This window comes from Planococcus sp. 11815 (assembly GCF_051096385.1).
GTDB classification, from domain to species: domain Bacteria; phylum Bacillota; class Bacilli; order Bacillales_A; family Planococcaceae; genus Planococcus; species Planococcus citreus.
On the sequence record NZ_CP096991.1, the window covers coordinates 146,381 to 158,344 of the forward strand.

An 11,964-nucleotide genomic window follows, 5' to 3' on the forward strand; every position below is an offset into this window, starting at 1 on the left:
CAACAAACGAATGGAGGTGCAACAGAATGTCACGTGTAGGTAAAAAACCAATCGAGGTTCCTGCTAACGTTACCGTTACTGTCGAAAACGACAATAACGTAACTGTAAAAGGGCCTAAAGGCGAGCTTACTCGCTCGTTTAACTCAGATATCACAATCACGCAGGAAGATAATGTTTTGACATTGTCACGCCCATCAGATTCCAAAGACCACCGCACAATCCACGGCACAACCCGTGCATTGCTCGCGAACATGGTTACTGGAGTATCTGAAGGCTTCTCCCGCTCACTTGAACTAGTCGGTGTAGGTTACCGTGCCCAGCTACAAGGCAAGAAATTGGTCTTGAACGTTGGATACTCTCATCCGGTGGAATTCACTCCGGAAGAAGGAATCGAAATCGAAGTACAAGGCAACACGAAAGTCGTCGTTAAAGGGATCAACAAAGAGATGGTCGGAGCACTTGCTTCAAACATCCGTGCTACTCGCCCGCCAGAGCCGTATAAAGGCAAAGGGATCCGTTACGAAGACGAAAAAGTTCGCCGCAAAGAAGGTAAAACAGGTAAATAATGCTGCTTAGGCAGGCTGAAAGGAGTGACCTCAGTGATTACGAAACTCGATAAAAATGCATCCCGTAAAAAACGTCACGCTCGCGTACGTTCTAAAATCACGGGAACAGCTGAACGTCCACGCTTGAACGTTTTCCGTTCAAACAAATACATCTACGCTCAATTGATCGACGATGTAAACGGCGTAACGCTTGCTAGCGCATCATCTGCAGATAAAGATTTTTCTCTTGAAACAAAAGGCAACGTCGAAGCGGCTGCTCAAGTCGGCGAAACGATTGCAAAACGCGCAGTAGAAAACGGCTTGAAATCAGTTGTTTTTGACCGCGGTGGTTATCTATATCATGGCCGTGTGAAAGCTTTGGCTGAATCTGCCCGTGAAAACGGCTTAGAATTCTAAAAGAAGGAGGGACCCATATAATGCGTCGTATTGATCCAAACAAACTTGAACTTGAAGAACGCGTAGTTACGATTAACCGCGTAGCGAAAGTTGTAAAAGGTGGACGTCGTTTCCGTTTCTCCGCATTGGTTGTTGTAGGCGACAAAAATGGTAAAGTCGGTTTTGGTACTGGGAAAGCACAAGAAGTTCCAGAAGCAATCCGTAAAGCTATTGAAGATGCGAAGAAGAACTTAATCGAAGTACCTATGGTTAAAGGTACTACTCCACATCTAGTAACTGGGCGCTTCGGTGCCGGCTCGATTCTTATCAAACCTGCTTCACCAGGTACTGGTGTTATTGCTGGTGGTCCTGTTCGTGCGGTACTAGAGCTTGCAGGAGTACAAGACATCTTGTCTAAATCTCTTGGTTCTAACACACCGATCAACATGGTCCGTGCTACTATCAACGGTTTGACTCAACTGAAGAGCGCTGATGAAGTTGCAAAACTTCGCGGCAAAACTACAGAAGAGTTATTCCAATAAGGGAGGGAAATTAGATGGCTACTAAACTAGAAATTACCCTCACTAAGTCAGTGATCGGTTCAAAACCGACACAACGTAAAACAGTCCAGTCACTAGGCCTGCGCAAGATGCATCAAACAGTTGAGCACCAAGACAACGCGGCAGTTCGCGGAATGCTTGATAAAGTCGCTCACTTAGTTACTATTAAAGAAGTTTAATCCCTGATTTCTATAGAAGGAGGTGCCAACCACATGAAACTTCACGAATTAAAACCAGCAGAAGGTTCACGCAGCTCACGCAAGCGTATCGGACGCGGAATCGGTTCAGGTACTGGTAAAACAGCCGGTAAAGGTCACAAAGGTCAAAAAGCCCGTTCAGGCGGCGGTGTCCGTCCAGGATTCGAGGGTGGTCAAAACCCATTGTTCCGTCGTTTGCCGAAGCGTGGATTCACGAACATCAACCGTAAAGACTACACTGTTGTAAACCTTGACGTGTTGAACCGTTTTGAAGAAGGCACAGAAATTACACCTGCATTGTTGATCGAAACAGGTGTTGTGAGCAAGGAGCGTTCTGGTATCAAGATCCTTGGTAACGGAAGCTTGGACAAGAAATTGTCCGTACAAGCCCACAAATTCTCTGCATCAGCTAAAGAAGCTATTGAAGCTGCCGGCGGTCAAACCGAGGTGCTTTAATGTTTCAGACAATCTCTAATCTTATGCGCGTATCTGATATTCGAAATAAAATTTTCTTTACTTTAGCAATGCTCATCATCTTCCGTATCGGGACATTCGTTCCGGTGCCGAACGTTGATGCGTCAGTACTCCAAGCTACTGATCAGATGGGTCTGATCGGCTTCTTGAATACTTTCGGTGGAGGCGCCCTTGCCAACTTCTCGATTTTGGCGATGGGAATCATGCCTTATATCACAGCATCGATCATCGTGCAGCTTCTGCAAATGGATGTTGTGCCGAAATTTGCTGAGTGGGCGAAACAAGGCGAAGTCGGAAGACGGAAACTTGCTCAATTCACTCGTTACTTTACAATCGTTCTTGCGTTTATCCAGGCGATCGGCATGTCTTATGGTTTCAATCAAATGTACGGAGGTACATTGATCCAAGACGATTCGATTGCGACGTATGTAGTAATCGCCATCGTACTGACAGCAGGAACAGCATTTCTATTGTGGCTTGGTGAGCAGATCACGGCAAAAGGCGTGGGGAACGGTATTTCGATTATCATCTTCGCAGGGATTGTCGCTGCAGTACCAGGAGCAATCAACCAACTTTATGCGCAGCAGATCCAAGGAGCTGGCGACCAGCTTCCGATCAACATTGCCATTATGGCATTGCTTGCACTCGCAGTTGTTGCAATTACTGTATTGGTCATTTACGTCCAACAAGCGTTGCGTAAAATCCCGATCCAGTATGCCAAACGTGTCGCTGGCCGTGGCCAGAGCTCGAATGGGCAGCAAACGCATTTACCTTTGAAAGTAAACGCGGCCGGAGTTATCCCGGTAATCTTTGCAGTGGCGTTCATCATCACGCCGCAAACTATCGCTTCTTTCTTTGGTGCCAACGCGTTTACGGAGGCAATCCAGAATACGTTTGATTACACGCGTCCTGTCGGCATGATCATTTATGTCGCCTTGATCATTGCATTCACGTATTTCTATGCATTCATTCAGGTTAATCCTGAAAACGTGGCGGACAACTTGAAAAAGCAAGGTGCATATATTCCGGGAATCCGTCCGGGTAAAAATACGCAAGATTATTTAACAAGTGTGCTTTACCGCTTAACGTTTGTGGGAGCGATCTTCCTCTCCGTTATCTCGGTTCTGCCAATTTTCTTCATCAATATCGCAAACCTGCCTCAATCTGCACAGATTGGCGGCACCAGTTTGCTGATTGTCGTCGGGGTAGCCCTGGAGACGATGAAGCAATTGGAATCACAACTTGTGAAACGTCATTACAAAGGCTTTATGAAATAATCAATGGAGAGGAACGTGAAAACGTTCCTTATCCACTTGTCTGAGGGGGCAAAACGTATGAACATTGTGTTGATGGGTCTACCAGGTGCCGGCAAAGGCACGCAAGCAGACGAAATTGTCAAGAAGTACGACATCCCTCATATTTCGACAGGCGACATGTTCCGTGCAGCTATCAAAGGCGGCACGGCGCTGGGCCTGGAAGCAAAGTCGTTCATGGATCAAGGTGCCTTGGTGCCTGACGAAGTGACGATCGGTATCGTCCGAGAGCGACTCAGCCAACCGGACTGTGAGAAAGGCTTCCTCTTGGACGGCTTTCCACGCACAGTCCCTCAAGCTGAGGCGCTGGAATCTCTTCTGGCTGATCTTGGCAAACGAATCGAGCATGTCGTAAACATCCAAGTTGAACAAGACGAATTGATTGCACGTTTAACAGGCCGTTGGATTTGCAAAGTTTGTGGAACTGCTTACCATACTGTCTTCAATCCTCCTGCTGTTGCAGGTGTGTGCGATAAAGATGGTGGAGAGCTCTACCAACGCGAAGACGACAAGCCTGAAACCGTCACGAAGCGTTTAGAAGTTAACATGCAACAAACTCAGCCGCTTCTCGACTTCTATGAAGACAAGAACGTGCTGACCAATATAGATGGACAGCAGGACATTGATAAAGTATTTGCTGACATTGATGCTCTTCTAAAGGGCGACCGAGGTTAAGTCCCGGCGCCGGGCGCAGTTAGTTGCCTCCATGTGGCTTTAAGGAGCACCGGAGATATGAATTTTCGAGAGCTGCAAAAGCAAACAAGGCTTGATTATATGAAACCGGTGAGGCTCGTTGCTCCGTGCAATTCCGCACCGGAGGTAGTATAATGGGTTTCGTGGAAGCATCTGTGTAACGGGTTTGGAACTCATCCAAGGCAGTCCGGGCAGTCGAGGATACGTGGGTCAGACTGGCTCAACCGGAACCCCCGAACTCCGCTGTCATAAGTGGGGAGAGGAACCCGGAGAAGGTCTTTCAAATGTCACTCATGAATTCCTGGTGAATGGATAAGAATTATTCAATCAGCAAATACTGTTTGAAGATGAGTACCTGATTTGTATACAGAAGGGAGACTGGGTCGATGGCGAAAGACGATGTAATTGAAATCGAGGGAACAGTCATTGAGACTTTGCCCAACGCGATGTTTAAAGTGGAGCTTGAAAATGGCCATACGATTCTTGCGCACGTATCAGGCAAGATTCGCATGCATTTCATCCGCATTCTGCCAGGAGATAAAGTAACAGTAGAACTTTCTCCTTACGATTTAACACGCGGTCGCATCACATACCGTTTTAAATAATCTTTTGCACTCCGGACTACTAAGGAGGTTGGGTTAGATGAAAGTGAGACCATCTGTTAAGCCGATCTGCGAAAAATGTAAAGTTATTCGCAGAAACGGTAAAGTAATGGTAATCTGTGAAAATCCGAAACACAAACAAAGACAAGGTTAATAAAGAAGGAGGTGCATCGCACACATGGCACGTATTTCTGGTGTTGACATTCCGCGCGACAAACGCGTTGTAATTTCATTGACTTATATCTACGGTGTTGGGAAAACGACTGCTCAGAAAGTTCTTTCTGGTGCTGGTGTTTCTGAAGAGACTCGCGTTCGCGATCTTACAGAAGACGAGTTGAACAATATCCGTGAACAATTGGATCAGTACAAAATCGAAGGTGACCTTCGCCGTGAAGTTTCCATGAACATCAAACGTTTGATGGAAATCGCTAGCTTCCGTGGTATCCGCCACCGTCGCGGTCTTCCGGTTCGTGGTCAAAATACGAAGAACAACGCGCGTACGCGTAAAGGTCCTCGTAAAACTGTAGCTAACAAGAAAAAATAATCAGTAAAGGAGGTTGTTTCTTAACATGGCACGTAAACAACAAACTCGTAAGCGTCGTGTGAAAAAGAATATCGAATCCGGTATTGCTCACATCCGCTCAACATTCAATAACACAATTGTTACGATCACTGATATGCAAGGTAACGCAGTATCATGGTCTTCGGCTGGGGCTCTAGGATTCCGTGGTTCACGTAAATCCACTCCATTCGCTGCCCAAATGGCTGCTGAAACTGCTGCAAAAACTTCCATGGAACATGGTTTGAAAACTTTGGAAGTAACTGTTAAAGGTCCTGGTTCAGGTCGCGAAGCTGCTATCCGTGCGCTTCAAGCTGCTGGATTGGAAGTTACTGCAATTAGAGACGTAACTCCAGTTCCTCACAACGGCTGCCGCCCGCCAAAACGCCGTCGCGTATAATCGTTGGTCTGAGTAGGATTTTTGAACATCACGACTTACTAAATGTGTTCTGAATCGTAGCGAAAGTCTGTGACTATCGAATTCTTATGCAACGAAAATACCGACGTTTTGAAGGAGGGTAAACTGAATGCTCGAAATAGAAAAACCAAAAATTGAAACGGTTGAGATCGACAGCAATGCCAAATATGGCAAATTCGTTGTTGAACCCCTTGAGCGTGGATATGGTACCACTTTAGGTAACTCCTTACGTCGAATCCTACTTTCATCTTTACCTGGCGCAGCTGTTACTTCGATCCAAATTGATGGCGTTTTGCATGAATTCTCCACTGTCGAAGGTGTAGAAGAAGATGTAGCCTCTATCATTTTGAATATCAAGAAGCTCGCTTTGAAAATTTACTCTGACGAAGAAAAAGTCATTGAAATTGATGTAAAAGGTGACGGAACGGTTACGGCTGCAGATATCACTCACGATAGTGACGTGGAAATTCTGAATCCGGATCTATATATTGCAACAATCGCGAAAGACGGCCACTTGCGCATGCGCATGTATGCTAACCGCGGCCGTGGGTATGCCCGTGCAGATCAGAACAAACGTGAAGATCTTCCGATCGGCGTCATCCCGATTGACTCTATTTACACGCCAGTTTCACGCGTCAATTTCCAAGTGGAAAATACCCGTGTGGGCCAACTCGCTCATTTCGATAAATTAACCCTCGATGTCTGGACAGATGGAAGCATCGGTCCCAAAGAGGCAATTGCGCTTGGCGCGAAAATTTTCACTGAACATCTGAACATCTTCGTAGGATTGACGGATGAGGCTCAAACAGCTGAAATCATGGTTGAAAAAGAAGAAGACCAAAAAGAGAAAGTGCTTGAGATGACTATCGAAGAGCTTGATCTTTCTGTTCGTTCTTATAACTGCCTGAAACGTGCTGGCATTAACACTGTCCACGAATTGGCCAACAAGTCGGAAGACGACATGATGAAAGTTCGTAACCTCGGACGCAAATCACTTGAAGAAGTGAAAGTGAAGTTGGAAGATCTAGGTCTTGGCCTTCGTAAAGAAGACTGATTGCCCGATTCTTTCTGAACTATTCAACAAAGGAGGGAAACTTCAATGAGAAAACTTCAACGTACAAGTTCTCAACGTAAAGCGCTTTTGCGTGACCTTACGACTGACCTAATCGTTCACGAGCGCATTCAGACAACTGAAGCCCGTGCTAAAGAAGTCCGTTCAACTGTAGAAAAAATGATCACGCTTGGTAAGCGCGGAGACATCCACGCACGCCGTAAAGCTGCAGCATACATTCGCCGTGAACTCGTGACTTCGACTGACGAAGAAGGCAACGAAAACACAATCTTTGCTTTGCAAAAATTGTTTGATGATGTAGCACCACGTTACGCTGACCGTCAAGGCGGCTACACGCGCATCATGAAAATGGGGCCTCGTCGCGGAGATGGCGCACCAATCGTAATTATTGAATTGGTTTAATCAGTTGAAGAGGGTTCATAGCCCTCTTCTTTTAGCATCATGATTTATACGACAATATGAAAAGCTGAGTGTTATGATGAGCGAGCCTTCGGGCGGCGTCTCGTCTAGCTCTACGCACCTCATTCAACCGGCGGCTTAAGCACCCGCAGGAGCCATAGAGACAGAAAAGCGCATACTCTGAATGAGGTGCGCGCTTTTTTTATTTAATGATCAATTAATTTTCAGTGTTGATATTCCATAGAAGGGAATATGAGCAGTGTAAGTTAAGCGTGGCTAAAGAATTCCCGTTTTACAGCACATAAGAGCAGAGTAGAGAAAGTTTAGAGGAGGCTTCAACACATGAAAGGAACCATTTTGTCATTTGAACAAGTGACATTCACATACGTACCGGAAGACGAGTCGGTCAAGCCGGCCGTCTCGGACCTATCGTTCTCGATTGGCGAAGGCGAATGGGTGGCGCTTGTCGGACACAACGGCTCGGGCAAGTCGACAATCGCCAAATTGATGAACGGCTTATTGTTCCCGCAGCAAGGAACAGTCAAAGCGATGGGACTGACAATGTCTGAAGAAAGCTTGTGGGACATCCGCTCGCAGATGGGCATGGTGTTTCAAAATCCAGACAACCAATTCGTCGGGGCAACGGTGCAGGATGACGTAGCGTTTGCGCTCGAAAATAACGGCGTCCCTCATGAAGAAATGGTGGTGCGTGTCCGCGAATCTTTGCAGCAAGTGAAGATGGCGGATTACCTTGACCATGAACCGCATCACTTATCCGGCGGGCAAAAGCAGCGCGTGGCAATTGCCGGGGCACTGGCTTTGCGTCCGCGGCTGCTCATTTTGGATGAAGCCACATCGATGCTCGACCCGCAAGGCCGCCGGGAGGTCATCGAGACGATCCGTGAGCTTCGTGAAGCGACGGGCCTCACTGTGTTGTCGATTACCCATGACCTGGAGGAAGCCGCGCTCGCTGACCGTGTGCTGGTGATGAGTGCCGGGCATAAACAAATGGAAGGCACACCCGATGAAGTATTTTCTTCCGGCGAAGAGCTGACGGAGATGGGGTTGGATCTGCCATTTGCGATGCGGATGGCCGGGTTACTGAAACAAGCCGGAGTGCCGATGACCGGCGAATCTATGACAGAACATGAGCTGGTGGAGGAATTATGGACATATTACTCAAGCAAGTAGGATATAGCTATGCAAAAGACACCCCTTTTGAAAAGCGTGCGTTGACGGATGTCACGCTGCACATACCTTCGGGCTCTTACACAGCGATCATCGGGCATACGGGTTCCGGGAAATCGACCGTGCTGCAGCATTTGAATGCCTTACTGCAGCCGACAGAAGGCAGTGTGCTGATCGGCGAGCGGAAAATCGAAGCAGGGACAAAAGCGAAAAATTTGCGAGAGGTGCGAAAAAAAGTCGGCATCGTCTTCCAGTTTCCCGAACAGCAGCTGTTTGATGAAACAGTCCTGAAAGACATCATGTTCGGCCCGCTGAACTTCGGTGTGCCAGAAGAGGAAGCGCGCATACGGGCCATCGCATTGGTCGAACAGCTTGGACTTCCGGAAGATGTGCTGGAGAAATCACCTTTTGACTTATCGGGCGGGCAAATGCGCCGCGTCGCCATAGCAGGCGTTCTGGCAATGGAGCCGGATGTCTTGGTACTCGATGAACCGACAGCAGGACTTGACCCGCGCGGACGCCGGGAAATCATGGATTTGTTTTACCGCCTGCATCAAGAGAAGGGCTTAACGACTGTGCTTGTCACACATAGCATGGAAGATGCGGCGCGTTATGCGGATACAGTGGCCATCATGCACAGCGGCAAATGCGTCGCGACAGGCGATGTGCGCGAAGTCTTCGCCAATGAAGAGCAGCTCGGCGATTACCGGCTGGAGCCGCCGCGCACCGTGCGCATGCAGCGGGAGTTTGAAGAGAAAACCGGCTTAACTCTTGATGAGCTAGCGCTGACCGAAGAGGCGTTGGCGCAGTCCATTGCGCAAGCGCTCAAGGAAGGGCGTGAGCTGAAATGATGGAAAAAATGATTTTCGGACGCTTTATCCCGGGGGATTCGGTCGTCCACCGGCTGGACCCAAGAGCCAAAATCCTGTTCGTCTTTTTGTTCATTGCGATCGTTTTTATCGCGAATAATGCTATTACGTATGCGATTTTGCTCGGATTTACATTACTTTCCGTGTTTTTATCGAAAATCCGGCTATATTTCTTAATTAACGGCTTGAAACCTGTCTTCATCTTAATGGCCTTTACGTTTTTCCTGCATTTATTCTTTACCGAAGGCGGGGCATTGCTTTTCAGTGTCGGTTTTGTAGATGTCTATGAAGAGGGGCTGCGGCAAGGGATATTCATCTCGATCCGTTTCCTGGTCTTGGTGTTCATGACCAGTATCCTGACATTAACGACTTCACCGATTTCGATCACGGATGGCATAGAAGTATTGCTTGGGCCATTCAAGCGCGTTAAACTGCCGGTCCACGAACTGGCGTTGATGATGTCGATTTCACTGCGGTTCATCCCGACCTTGATGGATGAAACCGGAAAGATCCTAAAAGCGCAAATGGCACGCGGCTCGGATATTGGTTCTGGCCCGATCAAAGAACGTATCAAAGCCGTCGTGCCGCTATTGATTCCGTTGTTTGTCAGTGCCTTTAAACGGGCAGAAGATTTAGCGACTGCCATGGAAGTGAGAGGCTACCGCGGAGGCGAAGGCCGTACGCGTTACCGCCAGCTCAACTGGCGCATTATGGACACATTGAGCCTATTGCTGCTCGTTGGATTTGCCGGATTGCTCTGGTATTTCCGGAGTTAACCAAAAGAGATGGCGATTCACTTAATTGGATTACGAAAGCTGCATTAAAAGGAGAGACCTCATGAAACGAATGAAAGCGACAATTGCCTATGACGGCAGCGGATTTGCAGGCTACCAAATCCAGCTGAAAACCCGTACCGTTCAACTGGAGCTGTTGCGCGCGTTGAAAGAATTGCATAAAGGCGAACCGGTCGAAGTGGTGGCAAGCGGACGGACAGACTCCGGGGTGCATGCGACAGGGCAAGTGATCCATTTCGATACGCCGTTTTCCATGCCGAAAGAGTCCTGGGTGCGTGCGCTCAATGTGCGCCTGCCCCAGGACATCCAAGTCTATGATATCGAAGAAGCAGATGCGGATTTCCATGCCCGCTACCACGCCAAAGGCAAGATTTACCGGTATAAATGGAACCGCGGCAAGCTCATCAACCCGTTCAGCCGCAACCATCTCGTCCACGTGCCGCAGCAAATCGATGTGGGACGCATGGAAAAAGCGGGGCAAGCGTTTATCGGCACCCATGATTTTTCCAGTTTTTGTGCGGCGAATACCAATGTCGTCGACAAAGTAAGAACGATCTGGCGGATTGATTTTGAAGAACATGGCGAGGAATTGCATATGGTCATCGAAGGATCCGGTTTTCTTTATAACATGGTGCGCATTATTGCAGGCACTTTGCTCGAAGTCGGATTAAATAGAAGAGAACCGGAAGAATTGGCTGACATCATTGCGGCTTGTGACCGCGACGCTGCCGGCAAAACCGCAGCAGCACACGGTTTATACTTGGAAAAAGTGCATTACTGAAGGCGAAGCAACTTTTCCTGGTGTTTTTCTAAATGTCCTTGACTTAAAGCGTAATCCGTTATATGATGATGTATGGTATTTTCATTACCCCCACGATATGCCCCGGAAGGTTATTTGTGTTAAGGGATAAGGAAAACACGGAACAACGGAACCAACATGGAACACTTGGAACTGAATTCTAAAAAAATGAGACGATTCATTAGGAGGACAATATACATGCGTACAACATTCATGGCTAAAGGTCACGAAGTAGAGCGTAAATGGTTGGTTGTCGATGCAGAAGGGCAAACTCTTGGACGTTTGGCTTCTGAAGTCGCTTCAATCTTGCGCGGGAAATACAAACCAACATTCACACCGAACGTCGACACTGGCGATCACGTCATCATCATCAATGCTGACAAAATCCACTTGACTGGTAAAAAACTTACCGACAAAATCTACTACCGCCACACGCAATACACAGGCGGACTTAAGCAGCGCACAGCACTTGAAATGCGCACGAAATACCCTACAAAAATGCTTGAACTAGCGATCAAAGGCATGCTTCCAAAGAACTCTTTGGGCCGCCAAACATTCAAGAAATTGCATGTATACGCTGGACCAGAGCACAACCACCAAGCACAACAGCCTGAAGCTTACACGCTTCGCGGATAATAATCAGTAAATAAGAGGAGGATACACCTTTGGCACAAGTTCAATATATCGGTACAGGTCGCCGTAAAAACTCAACAGCTCGCGTACGTTTGGTACCAGGAGATGGTACGATCACAATCAACAACCGTGACGTATCTGACTACGTTCCATACGAAACGCTTGAGCAAATCATCAAACAACCACTAGTAACTACTGAAACTCTTGGTAGCTACGATGTATTGGTAAACGTAAAAGGCGGCGGGTTCACTGGACAAGCCGGCGCAATCCGTCACGGAATCGCACGCGCTCTACTTACAGTAGACCCAGAATTCCGCGGAGCACTTAAATCTGCTGGATTCCTAACACGTGACCCACGTATGAAAGAACGTAAAAAATACGGTCTTAAAGCGGCACGTCGCGCACCTCAGTTCTCAAAACGTTAATTTTACCTTTCAAAAGCACTTTCCGGTT

19 protein-coding genes are annotated in these 11,964 nt (G+C 47.6%); all 19 read left to right on the forward strand.

The window, feature by feature from the left end; all coding sequences use genetic code 11:
• Positions 1 to 26: 26 nt before the first annotated feature.
• The 19 genes from rplF to rpsI all read left to right on the forward strand — a co-directional run bounded on the left by rplF (position 27) and on the right by rpsI (position 11,936).
• Complete coding sequence (rplF, locus tag M1Q06_RS00750; RefSeq protein WP_121301296.1) at positions 27 to 566, forward strand: 50S ribosomal protein L6; 540 nt, start codon at positions 27 to 29, stop codon at positions 564 to 566.
• 33 nt (positions 567 to 599) lie between these two features.
• Positions 600 to 962 (forward strand): 50S ribosomal protein L18, encoded by a 363-nt coding sequence (gene rplR, locus M1Q06_RS00755; protein ID WP_058382150.1) that lies wholly within the window; start codon positions 600 to 602, stop codon positions 960 to 962.
• 20 nt (positions 963 to 982) lie between these two features.
• A complete protein-coding gene (rpsE, locus tag M1Q06_RS00760) occupies positions 983 to 1,483 on the forward strand; it encodes a 30S ribosomal protein S5 (protein WP_058382149.1) in 501 nt (166 codons plus the stop codon).
• 14 nt (positions 1,484 to 1,497) lie between these two features.
• On the forward strand, positions 1,498 to 1,680 hold the full coding sequence (gene rpmD / locus M1Q06_RS00765; protein ID WP_058382148.1) for a 50S ribosomal protein L30: 183 nt from the start codon (positions 1,498 to 1,500) through the stop codon (positions 1,678 to 1,680).
• A 33-nt stretch (positions 1,681 to 1,713) separates the two neighbouring features.
• Positions 1,714 to 2,154, forward strand: coding sequence for a 50S ribosomal protein L15 (rplO, locus tag M1Q06_RS00770; protein WP_058382147.1), 441 nt, complete (start codon positions 1,714 to 1,716; stop codon positions 2,152 to 2,154).
• Positions 2,154 to 3,449 (forward strand): preprotein translocase subunit SecY, encoded by a 1,296-nt coding sequence (secY, locus tag M1Q06_RS00775; protein WP_112233917.1) that lies wholly within the window; start codon positions 2,154 to 2,156, stop codon positions 3,447 to 3,449. The genes rplO and secY overlap by 1 nt, the downstream gene beginning before the upstream one ends.
• Before the next feature lie 57 nt (positions 3,450 to 3,506).
• Positions 3,507 to 4,160: an adenylate kinase gene (locus M1Q06_RS00780; RefSeq protein ID WP_121301297.1), complete on the forward strand. Its 654-nt coding sequence runs from the start codon at positions 3,507 to 3,509 to the stop codon at positions 4,158 to 4,160.
• 404 nt (positions 4,161 to 4,564) lie between these two features.
• A complete protein-coding gene (gene infA / locus M1Q06_RS00785; RefSeq protein ID WP_050613653.1) occupies positions 4,565 to 4,783 on the forward strand; it encodes a translation initiation factor IF-1 in 219 nt (72 codons plus the stop codon).
• Positions 4,784 to 4,820: 37 nt separating this feature from the next.
• Positions 4,821 to 4,934 (forward strand): 50S ribosomal protein L36, encoded by a 114-nt coding sequence (gene rpmJ / locus M1Q06_RS00790; protein WP_006828951.1) that lies wholly within the window; start codon positions 4,821 to 4,823, stop codon positions 4,932 to 4,934.
• A 24-nt stretch (positions 4,935 to 4,958) separates the two neighbouring features.
• Positions 4,959 to 5,324, forward strand: coding sequence for a 30S ribosomal protein S13 (gene rpsM, locus M1Q06_RS00795; protein ID WP_058382144.1), 366 nt, complete (start codon positions 4,959 to 4,961; stop codon positions 5,322 to 5,324).
• A gap of 25 nt (positions 5,325 to 5,349) precedes the next feature.
• Positions 5,350 to 5,739, forward strand: coding sequence for a 30S ribosomal protein S11 (gene rpsK, locus M1Q06_RS00800; RefSeq protein WP_058382143.1), 390 nt, complete (start codon positions 5,350 to 5,352; stop codon positions 5,737 to 5,739).
• 127 nt (positions 5,740 to 5,866) lie between these two features.
• The gene (locus tag M1Q06_RS00805; protein ID WP_058382142.1) at positions 5,867 to 6,811 is read left to right on the forward strand and encodes a DNA-directed RNA polymerase subunit alpha; all 945 of its coding nucleotides are present in this window, start codon (positions 5,867 to 5,869) and stop codon (positions 6,809 to 6,811) included.
• A gap of 45 nt (positions 6,812 to 6,856) precedes the next feature.
• Positions 6,857 to 7,231 carry a 50S ribosomal protein L17 gene (rplQ, locus tag M1Q06_RS00810; protein ID WP_058382141.1) on the forward strand — a complete coding sequence of 125 codons (375 nt, stop codon included), beginning with the start codon at positions 6,857 to 6,859 and terminating at the stop codon, positions 7,229 to 7,231.
• Positions 7,232 to 7,570: 339 nt separating this feature from the next.
• Positions 7,571 to 8,419 (forward strand): energy-coupling factor ABC transporter ATP-binding protein, encoded by an 849-nt coding sequence (locus M1Q06_RS00815; protein ID WP_434400972.1) that lies wholly within the window; start codon positions 7,571 to 7,573, stop codon positions 8,417 to 8,419.
• Entirely contained in the window at positions 8,395 to 9,267 is an 873-nt protein-coding gene (locus tag M1Q06_RS00820; protein ID WP_434400974.1) for an energy-coupling factor ABC transporter ATP-binding protein, read from the forward strand. Before M1Q06_RS00815 ends, M1Q06_RS00820 begins: the two co-directional genes overlap by 25 nt.
• The gene (locus tag M1Q06_RS00825; RefSeq protein ID WP_121301300.1) at positions 9,264 to 10,061 is read left to right on the forward strand and encodes an energy-coupling factor transporter transmembrane component T family protein; all 798 of its coding nucleotides are present in this window, start codon (positions 9,264 to 9,266) and stop codon (positions 10,059 to 10,061) included. Before M1Q06_RS00820 ends, M1Q06_RS00825 begins: the two co-directional genes overlap by 4 nt.
• Before the next feature lie 61 nt (positions 10,062 to 10,122).
• Positions 10,123 to 10,860: a tRNA pseudouridine(38-40) synthase TruA gene (gene truA / locus M1Q06_RS00830; protein ID WP_434400976.1), complete on the forward strand. Its 738-nt coding sequence runs from the start codon at positions 10,123 to 10,125 to the stop codon at positions 10,858 to 10,860.
• A gap of 216 nt (positions 10,861 to 11,076) precedes the next feature.
• A complete protein-coding gene (gene rplM / locus M1Q06_RS00835; RefSeq protein ID WP_058382136.1) occupies positions 11,077 to 11,514 on the forward strand; it encodes a 50S ribosomal protein L13 in 438 nt (145 codons plus the stop codon).
• A 29-nt stretch (positions 11,515 to 11,543) separates the two neighbouring features.
• Positions 11,544 to 11,936, forward strand: coding sequence for a 30S ribosomal protein S9 (gene rpsI / locus M1Q06_RS00840; RefSeq protein ID WP_058382135.1), 393 nt, complete (start codon positions 11,544 to 11,546; stop codon positions 11,934 to 11,936).
• Positions 11,937 to 11,964: the final 28 nt, after the last annotated feature.